The 18,118-nt window shown below is 63.4% G+C and carries 16 protein-coding genes; 9 read left to right on the top strand and 7 right to left on the bottom strand.

Going from position 1 to position 18,118, the window contains the following annotated elements:
* Positions 1–41 precede the first annotated feature (41 nt).
* From DL237_RS12535 to DL237_RS12520, 4 genes are all read left to right on the top strand, one after another.
* Positions 42–1,376, top strand: a complete 1,335-nt coding sequence (locus DL237_RS12535; protein WP_119399504.1) for an amidase — start codon at positions 42–44, stop codon at positions 1,374–1,376.
* Between the two features lie 121 nt (positions 1,377–1,497).
* Complete coding sequence (locus DL237_RS12530) at positions 1,498–2,676, top strand: aminotransferase class I/II-fold pyridoxal phosphate-dependent enzyme (protein ID WP_119399408.1); 1,179 nt, start codon at positions 1,498–1,500, stop codon at positions 2,674–2,676.
* Between the two features lie 12 nt (positions 2,677–2,688).
* On the top strand, positions 2,689–6,063 hold the full coding sequence (locus tag DL237_RS12525; protein WP_119399407.1) for a DNA translocase FtsK: 3,375 nt from the start codon (positions 2,689–2,691) through the stop codon (positions 6,061–6,063).
* A 153-nt stretch (positions 6,064–6,216) separates the two neighbouring features.
* Positions 6,217–6,846 (top strand): LolA family protein, encoded by a 630-nt coding sequence (locus tag DL237_RS12520; protein ID WP_119399406.1) that lies wholly within the window; start codon positions 6,217–6,219, stop codon positions 6,844–6,846.
* A 65-nt stretch (positions 6,847–6,911) separates the two neighbouring features.
* On the opposite strand, the gene DL237_RS12515 is transcribed toward DL237_RS12520, so the two are convergent.
* Together DL237_RS12515 and DL237_RS12510 are read right to left on the bottom strand one after the other, a co-directional pair.
* Positions 6,912–7,490 carry a transglycosylase SLT domain-containing protein gene (locus DL237_RS12515; RefSeq protein WP_119399405.1) on the bottom strand — a complete coding sequence of 193 codons (579 nt, stop codon included), beginning with the start codon at positions 7,488–7,490 and terminating at the stop codon, positions 6,912–6,914.
* A gap of 83 nt (positions 7,491–7,573) precedes the next feature.
* Positions 7,574–8,455: an AEC family transporter gene (locus DL237_RS12510; RefSeq protein WP_119399404.1), complete on the bottom strand. Its 882-nt coding sequence runs from the start codon at positions 8,453–8,455 to the stop codon at positions 7,574–7,576.
* An 84-nt stretch (positions 8,456–8,539) separates the two neighbouring features.
* On the opposite strand from DL237_RS12510, the gene hspQ reads away from it, so the two are divergent.
* The gene (gene hspQ / locus DL237_RS12505; RefSeq protein ID WP_119399403.1) at positions 8,540–8,866 is read left to right on the top strand and encodes a heat shock protein HspQ; all 327 of its coding nucleotides are present in this window, start codon (positions 8,540–8,542) and stop codon (positions 8,864–8,866) included.
* 48 nt (positions 8,867–8,914) lie between these two features.
* Here the strand turns inward: hspQ and DL237_RS12500 are convergent, their stop codons facing one another.
* The 3 genes from DL237_RS12500 to DL237_RS12490 all read right to left on the bottom strand — a co-directional run bounded on the left by DL237_RS12500 (position 8,915) and on the right by DL237_RS12490 (position 11,648).
* On the bottom strand, positions 8,915–10,489 hold the full coding sequence (locus DL237_RS12500) for a gamma-glutamyltransferase family protein (protein WP_119399402.1): 1,575 nt from the start codon (positions 10,487–10,489) through the stop codon (positions 8,915–8,917).
* Between the two features lie 339 nt (positions 10,490–10,828).
* Positions 10,829–11,299, bottom strand: a complete 471-nt coding sequence (locus tag DL237_RS12495) for an ATP-binding protein (protein ID WP_158585634.1) — start codon at positions 11,297–11,299, stop codon at positions 10,829–10,831.
* Between the two features lie 10 nt (positions 11,300–11,309).
* Positions 11,310–11,648, bottom strand: a complete 339-nt coding sequence (locus tag DL237_RS12490; protein WP_119399400.1) for an STAS domain-containing protein — start codon at positions 11,646–11,648, stop codon at positions 11,310–11,312.
* A 109-nt stretch (positions 11,649–11,757) separates the two neighbouring features.
* On the opposite strand from DL237_RS12490, the gene DL237_RS12485 reads away from it, so the two are divergent.
* The 4 genes from DL237_RS12485 (at position 11,758) to DL237_RS12470 (ending at position 14,594) form a co-directional block, all read left to right on the top strand.
* Positions 11,758–12,930 carry a thiolase family protein gene (locus DL237_RS12485; protein ID WP_119399503.1) on the top strand — a complete coding sequence of 391 codons (1,173 nt, stop codon included), beginning with the start codon at positions 11,758–11,760 and terminating at the stop codon, positions 12,928–12,930.
* A gap of 23 nt (positions 12,931–12,953) precedes the next feature.
* On the top strand, positions 12,954–13,409 hold the full coding sequence (locus DL237_RS12480) for a GAF domain-containing protein (protein WP_119399399.1): 456 nt from the start codon (positions 12,954–12,956) through the stop codon (positions 13,407–13,409).
* A 108-nt stretch (positions 13,410–13,517) separates the two neighbouring features.
* Positions 13,518–13,895, top strand: a complete 378-nt coding sequence (locus DL237_RS12475) for a GFA family protein (protein WP_119399398.1) — start codon at positions 13,518–13,520, stop codon at positions 13,893–13,895.
* A gap of 39 nt (positions 13,896–13,934) precedes the next feature.
* Positions 13,935–14,594, top strand: coding sequence for a pseudouridine synthase (locus DL237_RS12470; RefSeq protein WP_119399397.1), 660 nt, complete (start codon positions 13,935–13,937; stop codon positions 14,592–14,594).
* 550 nt (positions 14,595–15,144) lie between these two features.
* On the opposite strand, the gene DL237_RS12465 is transcribed toward DL237_RS12470, so the two are convergent.
* Together DL237_RS12465 and DL237_RS12460 are read right to left on the bottom strand one after the other, a co-directional pair.
* Positions 15,145–16,173 (bottom strand): serine/threonine protein kinase, encoded by a 1,029-nt coding sequence (locus tag DL237_RS12465; protein ID WP_119399396.1) that lies wholly within the window; start codon positions 16,171–16,173, stop codon positions 15,145–15,147.
* Positions 16,174–16,495: 322 nt separating this feature from the next.
* Complete coding sequence (locus DL237_RS12460) at positions 16,496–17,941, bottom strand: aldehyde dehydrogenase family protein (RefSeq protein WP_119399395.1); 1,446 nt, start codon at positions 17,939–17,941, stop codon at positions 16,496–16,498.
* Between the last annotated feature and the right edge of the window lie 177 nt (positions 17,942–18,118).

Raw genomic sequence — 18,118 nt, 5'->3', positions numbered from 1 at the left:
AGGCGCGGGCCAGGTCCCGGCGCAACAGGCGGATGCAGAACATGGGCGATCGGGATTGGCTTAACTGGCGGGCATCGGATCTGGGGGCAGCCATCGGGCAAGGCGCGATCGATCCGGTGGGGCTGACGCGGGTTTACCTGGATGCCATCGACGGCCATGACTACCGCGACCGGATCTATGCCCGGGTGACGCATGACCGCGCCCTGGCCGAAGCTGCCGCGGCGGCGAAACGCGCGCAAAACGGCACGCGACGCCACGCGCTGGACGGCGTGCCGGTCAGCTGGAAGGACCTGTTCGATTCGGCGGGCGTGGCGACCGAGGCAGGTTCTGCCTTGCTGAAAGGGCACATCCCGCAGGCTGACGCGCGGGTCCTGGCCAATGCGACGCAGGCGGGCCTGGTCTGTCTGGGCAAGACGCACATGTCGGAACTGGCGTTTTCCGGCATTGGCATCAACCCGGTCACGGCGACACCGCCGAATGTGAATGACCCCGCCCTGGCGCCGGGGGGGTCGTCATCGGGCGCGGCGACATCCGTGGCCTTTGGGCTGGCGGCTGCGGCAATCGGGTCGGACACCGGCGGATCAGTGCGGATTCCGGCCGCCTGGAACGACATCGTCGGCTTCAAGACAACCTCCGGGCGGATCAGCCTCGATGGCGTGCAGCCCCTGTGCAAGCGCTTCGACACAATCGGCCCGCTCTGCCGCTCGGTGCTGGATGCCACGCTGCTGCTGTCGGCGCTTGAGGGCAGGCCTGCCGCCGATTTGCGCGGCGCGCATCTGCGGGGGCTACGTATCGCGGTGCTGGAAACCGAAGTCATGCAGGATATGCGGCCCGAACCACTGGCCGCGTTCGAGAGTGCGCGAGCGCGCCTGGTCGATGCCGGGGCTGAACTTGTGCCAGTGCGCTCTGCCGCGTTGGAACGTGCCGCGCCTCTGTCGGCGTTCCTTTATTCGTCAGAGGCTTATGGCCTCTGGGGCGATGTGATCGAGGCCAATCCGGACGTGATGTTCCCGCAGATCCTTGAACGTTTCCGGGCGGGCGCCAAGGTTTCGGCCCCCACCTATATCGCTGCCTGGGAAAAACTGTACGCCGCGCGGGCGGAATGGAACGTGCAGATGGGCGGATTCGATGCGGTGATCTGCCCGACCGCGCCGATCCTGCCGCCGGATGTTGCGCGGATGCTGACCGATGCCGATTATTACGTCACCGAAAACCTGTTGGCGCTGCGCAACACGCGGGTTGGCAACATGATGGATCTGCCCGCCGTCACCCTGCCGACGGGGCACAAAAGCTGCGGTATCATGCTGATGGGCAAGCCGATGCAGGAAGAGGCGCTGGCCCGCGTCGCCGTCGCGGCCGAGGCCGCATTGTCCTGAGGCCACATGGCTGTGTCTTTCGGGCCATGACGCCGCCATGCTACTGGACGGCTTGGGCATTTCTGCGCTAGTCTACGGTCAAACGGGGCGAAACGATCCCGTATTCAGAGGCAGTTTACATATGTTTCCAGAGCGGTTTTCGAACCTTCCGGAATATGCGTTCCCGCGTTTGCGCGCCTTGCTCGATCATCACGAGCCTGGCGGAGACGTGATGCATATGACCATCGGCGAGCCCAAGCACCCGTTTCCGGACTGGGTGCCCGACGTGCTGGCCGCCTCTGCGCATGAATTTGCAAAATACCCCCCGAATGAGGGCACCCCCGAGCTTCGCTCGGCCATCGCGGGCTGGATTGATCGCCGCTATGGTGTGCAGGTCGATCCCGACACGCAGGTCATGCCGCTGAACGGCACACGCGAGGGGCTTTATAACGTCGGTATGGCGCTGTGCCCGGAACAGAAGGGTGGCAAGCGCCCGGTCGCTCTGATCCCGAATCCCTTCTACCAAGTCTACATGATCGCCGCGATTTCCGTGGGCGCCGAACCGGTGTTTGTGCCCGCGACGCGCGAAACCGGCTTTCTGCCCGATTACGCGGGCCTGCCCGAGGATGTGCTGAACCGTACGGTGGCGGCCTATATCTGTTCGCCCACCAACCCGCAGGGGGCTGTCGCCTCTGAGAGCTACCTGCGTGATCTGCTGGCGCTGGCCGAAAAGTATGATTTTCAGGTCTTTTCTGATGAATGCTATTCAGAGGTCTATCGCGACACGCCGCCGGTCGGTGCCTTGCAGGTGGCCGCTGGCATGGGTGTCGACCCTGAGCGGGTCCTGATTTTCCAGTCGCTCTCCAAACGTTCCAATTTGCCGGGATTGCGTTCGGGCTTCGTCGCGGGTGGGCCGGGCAGCCTGCGGCGTCTGAAGCAATTGCGTGCCTATTCGGGTGCGCCGATTCCCCTGCCATTGCAGCGGGTGTCCGAACGGGTCTGGGCGGACGAGGATCACGTGATCGAGTCCCGTCGCCTCTACAACGAGAAATACGCTGCCGCTGATGCCATTCTGAATGGCGTGCCAGGCTATCAGGGGCCGGAGGCAGGGTTCTTTCTCTGGCTGCCCGTGCCTGACGGAGAGGTCGCGGCGCTGAAATTGTGGCAAGAGACAGGCGTGCGGGTGTTGCCCGGTGCCTACCTCAGCCGAGATGTGGCGGGCGACAACCCCGGCGCAGGATATATCCGGGTCGCCATGGTGGCCCCAAAAGATGCGATGGTGGCCGGGCTGAAGAGCCTGCGCGACTGTCTGTACAAGTAACGAGGAGGCGACATGGCATTTCAGACCAAGGGACGCGACCCGCTTTTCGACAGCTCCGTTCAGGAGGCGCTGGAAAAGCGCGGCAAGGAGCTGATCGGGCTGCTGCTGTTGATCTTCGGGCTGATGGTCGCCGCCTTGCTGTATAGCTACAGCCCGGCCGATCCGTCGTGGATGTCGGCCAGCGACGCGCCGGTGCAGAACTGGCTGGGCCGGTTCGGAGCGTCGATTGCCGCCCCGATGATCATGGTGATCGGCGCAGGGGGCTGGGCAATTGCCGCGCTTTGCATTGTCTGGGGGCTGCGCTTTGGCCTGCATTTCGCAGAAGAAGGGCCGGTGGGCCGTTTGGTCTTTGCGCCCGTGTTCGTTGCCGCCGTGGCGATCTATGCGGGTACGCTGAACACTGGTGCCGACTGGCCGCACGCCTTTGGGTTGGGCGGGTTGTTCGGGGATACCGCGCTTGGCGCGCTGATGGGCCTGCTGCCGTTGCCCATCGATACCGCGATTCGCTTGCTGGCGGTTGGTCTTGGGCTCGGCTCTGCGGTGCTGGGGCTGTGGGTGCTGGGCTTTACCATGTACGAACTGCGCCGCATGTTCCGCCTGATGGTGATCGGCCTCGTGCTTTTCTACGCGATGGTGCTGAAGGTGCTGGGGCGCGGGGCGGCCGGGACCATGCGTGTCGCCGGAAGCGCGGCAACCCATGCGGCGGGGCGCGGTCGTGACCACCTGGAACGCCGCCGTGCAGTGCGCGCGGAGCGGTCGCAGGGGGCCTTTTACGACGACCCGAGCGTGCAGCAAGATTGGCAGGAAGACCCCTGGGCGTCGCCTGACATGCCGCTCTATGACGAAGACGACGAACGGGATTATGCCCTGGCGCAAGCCTATGATCAGCATGTGCCGGAACCGAAGCCAGAACCCCGGCCCCGTCTGCTGGGGCGTTTGTCCAGCGGTTTGAAACGCCGCTCCGATCCGGCTGAAATGCCACCCGATGAACTGGTGGTTGCCGATCCTGTTGCGCACATGCCGCATGGTCATGATCCCAACGTGCCGGAAGATCAGCGTATCAAGGCCAAGATCGCGGATGTGGTCAGGTCGCGCGCCCGCCAGGTTCCGGTGATCCGGTCCACGCCCCCGGCGCCACAGACCGCGCCCCAGGCGGTACGCCCACGCCGCCCCGCTCCGCTGGTTGTCGGTGGTGCCGGCGGCAGTGCAGGATCGTCGCGCACGGAACCTCCTCTGACCTCCAGCTCGGCGCATCAGCCTGCACGCCCGTTTGCCCCGTCGCCGGCGGCAGCACCGCGCGCGGTCGGCGCTGCCGATCCGCGCCACGCCGCCTACCCCTATCCAGATGACGATTACGACAGGGTTGCAGCCTACGCCCCGGCGTCCGAGGTGGACCTGGACCAAGCCGCGGAGCAGCCCTTTGACGACTATGATGTCGATTACGAGGCCGCATCAGGCGCGGCATACGACGCGCCCTACGACCATCACGCCGCCGATGCCCATGCCGGGAATGATGACGCGGGCTATGGCGATCCCATGCCGGAGGATGACCTGCGGAATGCGGCCAGCCCGCGCGTGGTGCGCGGCGCCTATCGCAATGACGATGACGATCAGGCCTGGCTGGATGACGAAGCCTCGGCCTTCGGAGAGGATTATGGTGCGCCGGAGCCAGGGATTGCCGACGACCATTCCCATACCAAGGCCTTTGCCCCTGAAAGCACCCCCCCCTCCCCCGCCGCGCCGCGCGTATCCATTCCCGTGGCCGAGCCGAAAAAGGTGGTGCAGCACACACCCCGCAAGCCCGTGCAGCCATCGTCGCGTGCCCGCGAAGAGGCCCAGCCCGGATTGGCGTTTCAGGAAGCCGAGCCGGTGCAATATGATCTGCCGCCGCTCAGCCTGCTGACGAACCCCGAGAACATTCAACGCCTGCACCTTTCGGACGAGGCGCTGGAAGAGAATGCGCGGATGTTGGAAAACGTACTGGACGATTACGGCGTCAAGGGCGAGATCGTCTCGGTCCGTCCGGGTCCTGTCGTTACCATGTACGAACTTGAGCCTGCGCCGGGCCTCAAGGCCAGCCGGGTGATCGGACTGGCGGATGACATCGCACGTTCGATGTCGGCCCTTTCGGCGCGGGTGTCCACCGTGCCGGGGCGTTCTGTCATCGGGATCGAACTGCCGAACGAGACGCGCGAAAAGGTCGTGCTGCGCGAGATCCTGTCGGCGCGCGATTTCGGCGATACCCACATGAAACTGCCGCTGGCGCTCGGCAAGGATATCGGCGGCGAGCCGATGATTGCCAACCTGGCCAAGATGCCCCACCTGCTGATCGCAGGGACGACCGGTTCGGGTAAATCCGTCGCTATCAACACGATGATCCTGTCGCTGCTCTACCGGCTTACGCCTGAGGAATGCCGCCTGATCATGATCGACCCCAAGATGCTGGAACTGTCCGTCTATGACGGTATTCCGCATCTGCTGTCCCCCGTCGTGACCGATCCTAAAAAGGCCGTCGTGGCCCTGAAATGGACCGTCGCGGAAATGGAGGACCGCTATCGCAAGATGTCCAAGATGGGGGTGCGCAATATCGACGGCTACAACGGCCGGGTGCAGGACGCCATCGACAAGGGTGAAATGTTCAGCCGGACGGTGCAGACCGGCTTTGACGACGGCACCGGCGACCCGGTGTTCGAGACGGAGGAGATCAAGCCCGAGAAGATGCCTTATATCGTCGTTATCGTCGACGAGATGGCTGACCTGATGATGGTCGCGGGCAAGGAAATCGAAGCCTGCATCCAGCGCCTGGCGCAGATGGCGCGTGCGTCTGGCATTCACCTCATCATGGCGACGCAACGCCCGTCGGTCGATGTGATTACCGGGACGATCAAGGCCAACTTTCCGACTCGGATTTCCTTTCAGGTGACGTCAAAAATCGACAGCCGCACCATCCTTGGCGAAATGGGTGCCGAGCAGCTGCTGGGCATGGGCGACATGCTGTACATGGCCGGCGGTGCCAAGATCACCCGGTGCCACGGTCCGTTCGTTTCTGACGAAGAAGTCGAGGAAATCGTCAACCATCTCAAGGGATATGGCCCGCCGTCCTATGTCGGTGGCGTGGTCGATGGCCCCGAGGACGACAAGGCGGATGACATCGACGCAGTTCTGGGCCTGTCCACCGGTGGCAATACGAACGGCGAAGATGCGCTGTATGATCAGGCGGTTGGCATCGTGATCAAGGATCGCAAATGCTCCACCTCCTACATCCAGCGTAAACTGGCCATCGGTTACAACAAGGCGGCGCGCCTGGTCGAGCAGATGGAAGACGAGGGCGTCGTGTCGTCTGCCAACCACGTTGGCAAACGCGAGGTTCTGGTGCCCGAGCAATAGGAATGTGGCGGGGTGGGGCGCCTTTGCCCGCCACCCCACCCCGCCATCCACGACGTCACGTTCGGCGATGCCTCGCCGGTTTGCGTGGAACTGTGACGGCTCTGTGATCGTTCGGTGGTGGAATGGATTGCTGCCGGAGACTACATCACTCGCATGAACAGATTGACCCGCCTTGTTGCGCCCGCCGCCACCATGACCTTCGCCGTGACCGCGACGGTCATCGCCATGGCGCTTCCTGCTACGGCAGCCCCGATCTCGCTGAGTGCGATTTCAAAGTACCTCAATGGCATGACGACTGCCGAGGCAAAGTTCACCCAGATCGCAGGTGACAATTCGGTTTCAACGGGGACGCTCTATATCAAGCGACCCGGTCGGATGCGGTTCGAATATGATCCGCCCGAGGCCACCCGCGTCATCGCCAGCGCCGGTGCAGTCAAGATCTTTGACCCGAAGACGGAAAGTACCGAAACCTATCCGCTGAGCCGTACGCCGCTGTCGATCATCCTGGATTCCAACGTGGATCTGGGGCGGGCCAACATGGTGACCGATCACCGCGAGCAGGGCCCGTCAACAGTGGTGCGCGCCCAGGATCCCGAGCACCCCGAGTACGGCTTTATCGAGATGGTCTTTACCGACAACCCGGTCGAGCTGCGTCAATGGGTGGTGCACGACGATTCCGGCAGCCAGACAACCATCGCCCTGGGCGAATTGCGCACCGGAATGAACCTGTCCACGACACTGTTCATGGACGACAGCGTGACCGACGACGGCAACGGCCGCTGAACAAGAAAACCCTCGCCCCGCCCATGGGATTTGGGCGGGGCGAGGGTTTTTGTTATCTGGTAAAGTTACCGGCAGTAGGGCAGTTGCTTGCCATACAAGGCCGAGCGTACCGCGACCCGTTGCGCCACTGACAGCAACCAGGACTTGTTGTTGTGGCTGCCGCGCAGGTATCCGGTTCTGCCTTCGTGATAGGCAAGATACTGGTTGCGCGCGTCGGTCAGGGGGATGCCCAACCGCTTGGTCGATCCGGCCATGTACCAGCCCATGAAATCAGCGGCGTCGTCGATATCCGTGCGGCGCGCGCGGCGACTGCGGGTCTGTTCCCGGTAATCGTCCCAAGTGGAATCAAGTGCCTGGCTGTAGCCATAGGCCGAGCTTTGCCGCCCCATGGGAATGATTCCCAACATGTACTTGTGCGGAGTACGCGCATTGCCGATGAATTTGCTTTCCTGGTGCATCACGGCCATCAGAACGTTGGTCGGAACGCCCCAGCGGCGTTCGACCTTTCTGAAGGCCCGGCGATAATGCGGACGTTCGGAAAGGATGGAACACGCATCATCCAGATTGCGCGGCGCCGTTGAATCGCGACTGCCGCAAGATGCGACAAGCAGCACGATCAGAAGCGCGAATAGCTTTCTGCCCATATGTCTCTCGTTTTTTTTCTGCTCGATTTTTTCAAATATCCTACACGAAGACGTGTAACGGCGAAACCGACAAAGCTGTGATCCTAGAGCAGAATAGCCAGCAACAGGGGTATTGCGGCAACGGACATCAATGTCGAGGCCACGACAAGGCCGGCAACGGCCTGCGCATCGGCCCCGTATTTCTCGGCCAGCAGATAAGAGGTGACGGCGACCGGCGTCGATATTTGCAGGATCAGCACTGCCAGCGCCACCGGCTCAAGCTGAAACAGGGTTCCGACACCCCACGCGATGCCGATGCACAGGATCAGCTTGAGGGCAGAGAGGCCTACCGCCAGCATCATGCGGCCAGGTGTCAGACGGGCCACCGCGACGCCCAGCGTGATCAGCATGATCGGGATGGCGATCTGGCCCACAAGGTCCAGGGTGTTGGTCAGAAATTTCGGTGTCTCCCACCCTTGCCACAGGAAAATCCCCCCAAGGATCGTGCCCCAGAGCAGCGGTTCGCGCAGCGCCCGCACAACGGACCCACCGCCGGAAACCACCCAGATGCCAAAGGTGAAATTCCACAGCGCCATGACGGCAAAGACGATCACGGCATATCCCAGCCCTGCCTCGCCAAAGGCGAACATGGCCAGCGGCAGGCCCAGGTTGCCGGTATTTCCATAGATCAGCGGCGCCAGATAGGTCCGCATATCCAGACGAAAGACCAGCAGCGCAATCGCCGTGACGGCCGTCAGAACGGCGTATACAACGGCGGCGGCCAGCGACAGAGTCGTCAGGGCCGCGGGGTCGATTTCGGTGCGCATCAGGGCGGTAAAGATCAGGCACGGCACGGACAGCGTCATCGCCAGACGGGTGACGAATTCGACCTTGTATTCGACCCCCATGCGGACCCAGATAAAGCCGATGCTGGCCAGCAGGAACACAGGGGCGACGATCTCGAGAACTGTAAGGACGAGGTTCACACTCGGGTTCCTGAATATTATATTAGGGCGTTGGACAATCTGCGGTGTTTGACGTTAGTAGTGGGGGCCATGGGCTGCAAGACGATGCTGACAACGAAAGCGAAATATCATCTGGGCCAGATCGTCCGGCACAAGAAGCACCCGTTTCGCGGTGTGATCTTTGACGTCGATCCGGAATTCAGCAACACCGAGGAATGGTATGATGCCATTCCCGAAGACAGTCGCCCCGTGCGCGAACAACCCTTTTATCACCTGTTGGCCGAGAACGATCAGAGCTATTACGTCGCCTACGTTTCGGAACAGAACCTGATCGAGGATATATCGGGCGAGCCGGTGGATCATCCTGATATTCCTGATCTATTTGGCCCCTTCCAAGACGGTTCCTACCCTCTGCACTTTCAACTCAACTAGATGGGAAAGGCCGCCCGAGGCGGCCTTTTTCCGGTTTCAGATGGGTGGCTAGTACCCGATGGCGCAGCCGTCCTTGCGCGGGTCGGACCCGGCTTCCAGAAAGCCGTTGGGATCAATGCGGATCGCTTGCGCTCCGCCGATCGGGCCGTCCGGCACAACGACGGTATGGCCGCGTTCGACAAGGTCGGCGCGCACCGTTTCGTCGTAACCCCGTTCGACCTGAAGCTGGCCGACGTCGGGGAATGAGCGCGGCGCGTCGATCGCTTCCTGCGCGGACAGACCGAAATCACGTAAATTTGTAACGAAGCGCGCATGGCCAGCGGCCTGATATTGGCCGCCCATCACGCCAAAAGGCATGTTCGGCACGCCGTCTTCGGCCAGCATTCCGGGGATGATTGTGTGCATGGGGCGCTTGCCGGGGGCGAGTTCGTTGGGGTGCCCTTTTGTCAGGGTAAAGCCGCAGCCCCGATTGTGCATCAGCAGGCCGAATTTCGATGTGCCGATACCGGAGCCGAACGGCATGAAGACCGAATAGATCAGCGAGACTGCCATGCGGTCCTTGTCGACGACGGTGATATATACCGTGTCGCGATGTGGCTGGCCTTCGGGCGCGGTGGTCACGTCATTGGCACGCGCCGGGTCGATACGTGCCGCGAGCTGGGCGGCGAAAGCAGGGTCAAGCATCTGCGCGCCATCGGCGTGTGCCGGATCGGCGATCAGCCGGTTACGGGCGTCATAGGCCAGTTTGGCCGCCTCGGCCTCAAGGTGCGCCCGGTCGGCGCCGAAGGGGTCGAGGCCGGCAAGATCGAAATGCGACAGGATGTTCAGGATCAGGATCGCCGTTGCACCCTGTCCGTTTGGCGGATGCTCGAACACGGTTGCACCCTTGTATTCGCCTTTGATCGGCGCGGTTTGCATGCCTTGGACCGTCGCGAAATCCTCAGCGGTGTGGGTGCCGCCGGCGGCGTGCAAGGCGGCGCGCATGTCATCGGCCACTTCGCCTTCGTAAAAGGCGCGGGCGCCGTCGCGGGCCATGCGGCGCAGCACCTCGGCCTGCGCGGGCAGGGCGAACCGGGTGCCAGGCTTGGGCGGTGCACCCGCGGGCAGGAAATGGGCCCGTGCCGTGTGGTCGAGCGTGGGAAAAGATTGCGCCCAGTCGAAAGCGACGCGCGCATGAACCGGGACGCCGGTTTCGAAATAGTGAATCGCCGGGGCGAGGCTGTCGGCCAGCCCGAGTTTGCCCCACTTGGCCGACATCGCGTCGAACGCCTGAACCGCGCCGGGAAGCGTCACAGCCTGCGCGTTGTCGGTCGGAATCCTGCTATGGCCCTGATCGCGCAGCCCTTGTGCATCGGCGCCGGCGGGCGCGGCACCAGATCCGTTGAAGCCCAGCACCTGATCGGAACCGGCGGGTTTGACCAGCACGAAACAATCACCTGCCAGCCCGCACATGGCCGGTTCGCAAACGCCGAGCGTGACTGCGCCCGCAATCGCGGCGTCCATCGCATTTCCGCCGCGTTTGAGGATGTCGATTGCAACCTGCGCCGCAATCGGGTGCGAAGTTGCACAGATACCATTCTCGGCCCAGATGGGCGAACGGCCCGGCAGTTGAAAATCGCGCATATAGCCTCCTGCTTTAGCGGGCAGAGGCTGCGCGGAGGCGGAAACGAGGTCAAGTAATCATTGAGGGTACCCTTGTGCCGAAGCAGCGGCATCATCGGCGCCGTGTATCGGGCGGGGGCTGTTCACACGGCGCCGAGATAGCCGTTTTAGCTATGGATCAGGCATGGCGGGCGAACGTGGTTCGAATGCGAGAGGTCAGCGGCGATTTCAGGGCAAACGTTTCCGATCTGAACTAAATTGCAGTCAATGCGCATGGCAGGACGCACCAGCGATTTTTGCAATACGGGCCAGGGGCAACGCAGGGCGCTCAGACATGGGCATCCACTCGCGCCGTTTCTGTCAGTTCGGTCGCACGACGACGCCGATATTGACGCGAAAGCTGAGCGTATTGACGTCACCTGTGCGGAAATACTGCACGTCGTGCGACAGGTCCTGGATGAGAAACCAGCCGAAGCCCCCCTCGGGAAGCGCCTCAAGCTCAGATGGAAGGGGCGCGCGCAGGCCCATGGGCACGATCCCCTTTGGCATCGGCTTGCCCTCGTCAAGGATGGTAAAGTGCAGCCCGTCGGGTTTTTGCGTGCATTCCAGGCTGATCCAGCCGCGCTCGCCCTCGCCATAGGCATGTTCCACGACATTGTTCAGCGCCTCGGCCAGGACCAGCTCAACCGTGCCAAGTTCTTCGGGGCCGAGGGACAGCGCAGCCAGGCTGGTGGTCACGGTTTCGAGCGCCCGGCGCACGGACAGCGCCGTGCTGGGAAAGCTGATGCGGATGTCGCGTTGCATCTGGCTGATGGGCTGATCTGAGGTCATGCGCTGCGCCTCACGATGCATGAGGGTTCACCGCCGCATCCGCAGCGACGTGAATGGGAAAGACAGTGTCCATCCGCGTCAACCGAAACACCTTTTCGACATTGGGTTGCAGCGCCGCGAGTTCGAGGCGTGTCCCGTCGCGCATCTGCTTCATGGCGGCAACGATTGCGCCCAGCCCGGACGAATCCACGAATTCAACCTGGGCAAGGTCCAGGACGACCCGCCCCTGTGCACGATCCAGGATCGCGCGCATGTGATCCTTGAACTGGATGGCGACGGCGGCATCTATGCGCAGCGCATTGACCGTGACGATCATGACATCGTCCTGAATTCGCGAAGAAAGATCCATACTGCGTCAGTTCCCCAAATCTGCTGTCACCAGAGTGACGGTCGTCGCAGAGGCTAGACGGTAATCCTTACCATTCGGTATGCAGGGTCAGCACATGCAGGAGGATGCGATGCAGGAGGTTGTGATCGTGGGCGCGGCCCGCACGGCAATGGGGGGATTCCAGGGGGTTTTCGCGGGTGTTCCAGCAGCGCAGCTGGGCGGCACGGCGATTGCGGCGGCGCTGCGCACCGCCAGCGTCGCAACCGTTGACGAGGTGCTGATGGGCTGCGTCCTGCCGGCAGGGCAGGGGCAGGCCCCGGCGCGTCAGGCAGGGTTCGCCGCCGGTCTGGGCGAAGAGGTGCCAGCCACGACGCTGAACAAGATGTGCGGTTCCGGCATGAAAGCCGCGATGATGGCGCACGACCAGATCGCCCTGGGCCATGCGACGACCATGATCGCAGGCGGGATGGAGAGCATGACGAATGCGCCCTACCTGTTGCCCGCGATGCGCGGCGGCGCCCGGCTGGGGCATGACCGCACGATCGATCACATGTTTCTGGACGGGCTGGAGGATGCCTATGACAGGGGCCGCCTGATGGGCAGCTTTGCCGAGGACTGTGCCGACGCGTTTCAGTTCACCCGCCAGGCACAGGATGATTACGCCTTGAAATCATTGTCGAATGCGCTGGACGCACAAGGCGCCGGCGCGTTCGAGGCCGAGATCGCGCCGGTCGTGGTTCCGTCGCGCAAGGGAGAGGACAGGGTCGTTCAGGACGAACAACCCGGCAATGCACGGCCGGAAAAGATCCCGCTGCTCAGGCCCGCCTTTCGCAAGGATGGTACGGTGACGGCGGCCAATTCCTCGTCAATCTCCGATGGCGCGGCGGCGTTGGTCCTGGCGTCTCGCGCGGCGGCGCGCGCCCGTGACCTGCCGGTGCGGGCACGCATCATGGGCCATGCCAGCCACGCACAGGCGCCGAAGGATTTTCCCACCGCACCGGTTCCCGCGGCGCGCAAGCTGTTGAAACGGCTGGGGTGGTCAGTTGCGGATGTTGATCTGTGGGAGGTGAACGAAGCCTTTGCCGTCGTGCCGATGGCGTTCATGCGCGAACTGGGCGTGGGCCGGGACGTGGTCAACATTCATGGCGGAGCATGTGCCCTGGGCCACCCGATCGGCGCCTCTGGTGCGCGGATCATCGTCACCCTGTTGCATGCAATGGAACGCCATGATCTGAAACGGGGAGTTGCGGCGATCTGCATCGGCGGCGGTGAAGGTACGGCCATCGCGATCGAACGCCCCTGACACGCGCGTGGAAAAGGACCGACATGCCTGACTATACCTCTCTTGCGGCCAGGATCGCGTCGCTGACCGAAGGCGAGACGGATGACGTTGCGCTGATGGCGACCTTGGCGTGTGAGCTGCACCACAGCGACGACCGTTTCGACTGGACCGGGTTCTACCGGGTGACAGAGCCGGGGCTGTTGAAGATCGGCCCGTACCAGGGGGGCCATGGGTGCCTGAAAATCCCTTTCGACAAAGGTGTTTGCGGGGCCGCTGCCCGCAGCGGGCAAACCCAGCTGGTGGCGGATGTCGATGCCTTTCCCGGGCATATTGCCTGCGCCAGCAGCACCCGATCCGAACTGGTTATCCCGGTGCGCAACGGGGCCGGGGCGGTGATTGGCGTGCTGGATATCGACAGCGACCAACCCGATGCCTTTACCGAGGAAGATGCCATGCGGTTGGAGGAGATCCTGACACGGGTTTTCACGACGGCCCCGTGACTGCTGCCGCGGCGCTCCGATGACCGTTGGGGCCGCGCCAGGCCACCAGATAACGAAACGCTCAGACCCGGGTGAGCAAGTCCCGGCAAAAAAAGGGAAAACTTGGAAATGCTGAAGGGATCATGCCTGTGCGGCGGTATCGCCTGGACGACCCGGGCCACGCCCCGCGATTCGATCGCCTGCCATTGCACGCAGTGTCGCAAGACGTCTGGTCACTACTGGTCCGCAACACAGGTCCCGACGGCGGATCTTGAGATTACCCGGGCCGACACGCTGACGTGGTATCAGAGCTCTCCCCGCGCCCGGCGGGGATTCTGCAACACCTGCGGGTCGTCCATCTTCTGGCAGATGGAAGGCGAAGGCACGACCTCGATCGGGTCGGGCACCATCGACGGCGGGAGCGGTCTGACCACGTCTGAGCATATATATTGCGCCAGCAAGGGGGACTACTACGACATAGAGGCGGGCCCTGCCAAATCCGCCTGAGGCATTTACGCGAGGCGGGCATGCGTTTATCACCCGCCCATGTCCAGCGAATACAATCCCCCAGACGTCCCCCTCAGCGTGATCCACGAGGACCACGAACTGCTGATCGTGGACAAGCCTGCGGGGTTGCTGTCGGTGCCGGGCAAGGGCGAACACCTCTCCGATTGCCTGCTGAGCCGCATTCAGGCGGCCTTTCCCAATGCCCTTCTGGTGCACCGCCTGGATCGCGACACCAGCGGCGTGATGGTCTTTGCCATGACCCCGCATGCACAGCGTCACCTGGGCCTGCAATTCGAACACCGCCGCATCAAAAAGACCTACTACGCAAGGCTTTACGGCAAGCTTGAACCAAAGACCGGCACGGTCGACCTGCCGATCCTCGTCGACTGGGAAAACCGGCCCCTGCAGAAGATCGACCATGAAAATGGCCGCGCCGCCGTGACCGACTGGAAGGTCAAGAGCTACGGGGCCATTGGCCCCGAGGGAGAGACGCGCGTGCGCCTGTTTCCACATACCGGCCGGTCGCATCAGCTGCGCGTCCATATGCTGGCGATGGGACACCCGATCCTGGGCGATCCGTTCTACGCGACCGGCCCGGCCCGCGACCATCCGCGCCTGATGCTGCACTCGGAAGAGCTGCGGCTGCTGCATCCCGATGGCGGGGCAGGGCACAAATTCCGCGCCAAGGCCCCGTTCTGAGGGCGCAATGTCGGTCTTTCCGGCTGAGAGCAGGCTAACCTCTTGAAAACGCCTGATCCGCACGTCGGTATTCGGGCGGTAACAAAGCGGTTTCCGAGCGGTGCGGCGCACTCGACCCGCGCCCCGTGATCGGCCGTCGCTTCCTGCCCCGAAGACCGGCCCCGAAGACCTGCCTCAGTGCGGCCCCAAGCGAGACAGAGGCATGTCCGCAAGACGCGACCCCCGGCCGTTCGCGCGCCGCCGAGAACGCGCCAGTCATTGCCGTCTGGTGCGGCAAAGGCGATTTCGGAACGGCTGACCTCGTGGGCGATCAACAGCCTCTGCGAAGGCGCAGGATTGTGATCGGCGATAGGGACGCCTGCGGAATTGCCGCCAGTCGATCCAATGAAAACGCGGAGATGCGCGACAGTGGGTGAAAGCGTGATCTGAGAAAGCTCCGTGCGCCGCTGCCGGGGTGACCGATGGCGCCAGTCTGACGGTGCCTTTCATCGGAGACTGCGACGTTGAGCGTACGGATCGTCGCGGAAACTGATGGTCTCCGCTCTCCCCTCTACTTGCGCAGGATCCGGTCCGTCAGGTTCTGGCGGCCCGGCAGGATCTGCTCCAGCTCGACGGACAGGGCGGCATCGGCGCGCCGCATCTCCTCCAGCTCGTCCAGCCGGTTGGCCGCGACCAGCGACAGCACGTCAAGGCGGATCGAGCCGCTGGGCCCGCGCGGCAGACAGACGACCGCCTGCACCTTCTCCGACAGCGTCTCTGGCACCAGCGCGCGCAACTCTTCCTGCGACAGGTCGGTCTCGGCAAAGGTATACAGGCCGACACCCTTGCCAGGCAGCGCGAAGTTGGTCAGCACATGGGTGCTGACCCGGGGGTGGTTGGCAAGAATGCGGGTGATCTCGGCGCCGTCGCTTTCGATCCGATCCTCCGTGCCTTCGCCATCCGACCAATCGAGAAGCCGGCGCGTGACGAAATTGTACAGCAGCTTTCCGGTGGCCATCCAGATTCGGGTCGGAATGGCCTTGTGGCGCAGCATGGTCTGCTCGCACGGCGTCAGCAGATCCGGCGCATAGGCGCGCTTCTGCTTGAGCAGATGCCGCAGATCCTCGCGCGCCATGGTGCGAAACAGCGGCCCGCGCAGGCGGTGGACCGAGGCAAGCTGAAAGTCGATCACCGCGGCCCCGCCATCGGGACGGCACAGCCAGTTCTGCGGCTTGGCAATGTCGTTGTGGGTGACGCCCCGCCTGCGCATCTCGCGCAGCAGTCGCTTCGCATCGCGGTAAAAGGCGGCATCGGCCGGGCGCGCCAGGTGCAGGGGCGTGCCCTCGGACCATTCGCGCAGGATACCGGTGCGGTCATATCGCAGCAGTTCCGGGCACCCTTCGATCCCTTGCACCGCGCGCAGTCCGCGCACTTCACGCCGGGCCAGAAAACGCGCGATCGGACGCGACCAGAACGGCAGGGCATCCAGCTTTCGCAAGGCCAGCCGACGATCGGGCGAACGCGCAAGATGCCCCGATATCGTTTCGGAAAAGGCATCGCGCTTGAGCACCGTAACGGGGATGAAGTCATTCTCTGACAAGGGCAGGCCCGGTGTTTGCAATCATTTGCGCATCTAGCAGAGCGCAGGCGCTTTCGGCAAGCCTAGGAGGGGGCGCTGCCCCCGCCCCGCGTTCCGCGTGCCTCCCCCGGGGGTATTTTCAGCCAGATGACAGGGGAGCGGCGCGCTCTTCATCATCTGGCCGGAAATACCCCCGCCGGAGGCTCCCGCATGATGGCAGGGCGGCGAAGGCTGGCGAAAACAGCTCCGCCGTTCTCCTGCGGGGCTGTCTGTCATGCAGGGTTCAGGACCTTGCCAGGGTTGCGGCTTTCGTGACGTCGGGATCGAGGAATAGGGCGCGCTTTCAGGCCATTTCCGCATCCCAGCCTGAGACGGCCTTGACCTCCATGAAGTCCTCGAGCCCCCAGACGCCGCCTTCGCGACCGTTTCCCGATGCTTTCATGCCGCCAAAGGGCGAACCAGCCCCGCGAGAAGTGCCGTTCATCTCGACCATGCCAGAGCGCAGGGCGAGCGCCATGCGGTTGGCACGTTTCGCGTCCCGTGTCTGGACGTAGTTGGTCAATCCGTAGGGGGTATCGTTGGCGATCTCGATCGCTTCTTCCTCGGTGTCGAAGGGGATCATGGTCAGCACCGGGCCAAAGATTTCCTCGCGGGCGATGGTCATCTGGTTGTTGGCATCGGCAAAGACCGTGGGACGCACGAAGTAGCCTCGGTTGAAGCCTTCGGGGCGGCCGGTGCCGCCGGCGACCAGGCGGGCGCCTTCGTCGATACCTTTCTGGATCAGGTCCTGGATCTTGTTGAACTGCGATTCGTTGACCACCGGTCCAATGTGGCGCCCTGTGTCATGCGCGGACCCAACGGTGATCGCACTGGCGACGGAGGCAGCGGTTTCGACTGCGGCGTCGTAGACTTCGCGCTGTACCAGCATCCGCGACGGTGCGTTGCAGCTTTGCCCGGAGTTGTTCATCATGTGCAGCACGCCCCGTTTCACCGCCTTGTCGTCGGCATCGGCAAAGATCACGTTCGCGCCCTTGCCCCCGAGTTCGAGGTGAACCTTTTTCAGGGTTTTCGCCGCGTTCTGCGAAATGGCGATGCCGGCGCGGGTCGAGCCGGTGAAGGAGACCATCGCGACATCCTCGTGACCCGAAAGGGCCGTGCCGACGCCGGGGCCGTCGCCGTTGACCAGGTTGAAGACGCCGGCGGGAATTCCGGCCTCGTGCATCATCTCGGCAAAGAGCAGGGCGTTGAGGGGGCTTTCCTCGGAGGGTTTCAGCACCATGGTGCAGCCCGCGATCAGGGCCGCGACGACCTTGAGCGTGATCTGGTTCATCGGCCAGTTCCAGGGCGTGATCAGGGCGCAGACGCCGACGCCTTCGTAGACGATGCGGTCGTTGGGGGCGTGATCGCCGAGCGGGCGGATGAACTGAAAGGTTTTCGCGGCTGTCAGGAAGTTCTTGGTGTGGCTGTAGCCCGCGCCCCATTGCGAGGCGGTCGCCATGTCGATGGGCGCGCCCATTTCGGTCGAGATGGCCTGTGCCATTTCGCCTTGGCGCGCCTTGTAGATCTCAAGAAACTTTTCGACCAGGGCGATGCGTTCGGCAGGGTCGCGGCGCATCCAGGCGGGGAAGGCGGCGCTGGCGGCGGCGACGGCCGCGTCGACATCGGCGGCGGAACCGAGCGAGATAACCGCGCAGGGTTCTTCGGTCGAGGGATCGATGACCTTGTGGTCATGGGGTTGCACCGGGTCCACCCAGGTGCCGTTGATGTAGAACTGGCGTTTCTCGATCATGGTCATGCTCCTACCGTGAGGGTGCGCGAATTCCGCAATGCGGGCGGCCTTTTCGCACTGTTGGCGTCACTTTGGCACCGCCGGCCGTAAAGGGCAAGCTGCGCGGCGGCGCTGAGGGGCGTGCGTTCGTGCACAGTGGCGGCGACCGGACGGTCCCGGGGTCAGGCCCAGAGTTTC

Source organism: Pseudooceanicola sediminis, from assembly GCF_003575965.1.
Classification (GTDB): Bacteria; Pseudomonadota; Alphaproteobacteria; order Rhodobacterales; family Rhodobacteraceae; genus Pseudooceanicola; species Pseudooceanicola sediminis.
This window is presented reverse-complemented; position numbering and strand designations above follow the sequence as displayed.